We start from the raw sequence: 1,053 nt of genomic DNA on the forward strand, positions 1-1,053 counted from the left end.
GCCGTGAAAACCGTGGACCTGTCGAAGAGCGAGGTCCGTGACTGGCAGACACTCCTCGGCGACGGCTCGGTCCGGCGCCTGTCGCTCACCGTCGGTGAGGTCAACGAGGCCTACGCCAAGGCCGGCAACCAGGAGGCGGCCAGCAACGCCGAAACGAATGATCCCGCCGACACCTTCATCGACCTCTATGTCGCCCCCGTCAGCGTGCCCACCATCGGGCGCAGCCTGCTCGGCGACGCCGCCTACGAGCAGCTCAAAGCTCGATTGAAGCCGGACCAGCAGGCCATCGTGGTGGCCGGCGAGGGCGCCTACTCGTTCAAGGGCTCAGGCTACGTGCGCGGCGGCATCTTCGACCGCATTGAGCTGCTGCAGGAAGGCCAGAGCACCCGCTTCCGCGACCGCAACCATACGCGGCTTGGGGATCTGGCTGCGGCGGGGGCGCCGGCCCTGCGCGAGATCGCCCTGTTCGTGGTGCCCGAAGACTTCAAGCTCGACCTCACCGAGCCCTGGCAGCTGCAGCTGCTCGTGCAGCGCAACGTCGGCGCACGTGACAAGGCCTTCCTGACCTACAATCTCGAATACACCCTGCCGGATCAGTACCTGCGGATCGAGCAGCCCCCTGCCCCGCCCGCGGCGCCGGCTCCACCCCAGGCGCAGGCGCAGGGCCAGGCCAGTCCGGCTCCAGCGGCTTCGGGTGAACCGTCGTTGAACGACGCTGACGCGCTCGCGGCCGGTGAAGTCGAGGAGCCGCTCTGGCTCAAGATCTGGAAGACCAACACCGTCTCCATCGGGATTACCGTGTTTGCCCTGCTGGTCCTCACGGCGATCTTCTTCTTCCAGGATGCGCTGGTGCGCCGCCCTGCGGTCTACGTCTGGGTCCGCCGCGCCTATCTCACCTTCACGTTGGTATGGCTCGGATGGTACGCCAACGCGCAGCTCTCGGTCGTGAATGTCCTGACCTTCACCAACTCGCTCATCACAGACTTCAACTGGGAATTCTTCCTGGCGGCCCCGCTGATCTTCATCCTGTGGGCGGCGGTCGCGGCGGGGGTG

At 66.5% G+C, this 1,053-nt stretch carries 1 pseudogene; it reads left to right on the top strand.

From position 1 onward, the window contains the following. Window positions 1–1,053: pseudogene (locus OC446_RS22595) on the top strand (4Fe-4S binding protein); the annotation flags it as partial.

The sequence above is a fragment of the Microvirga sp. Mcv34 genome (genome assembly GCF_024519725.1).
Taxonomy (GTDB): domain Bacteria; phylum Pseudomonadota; class Alphaproteobacteria; order Rhizobiales; family Beijerinckiaceae; genus Microvirga.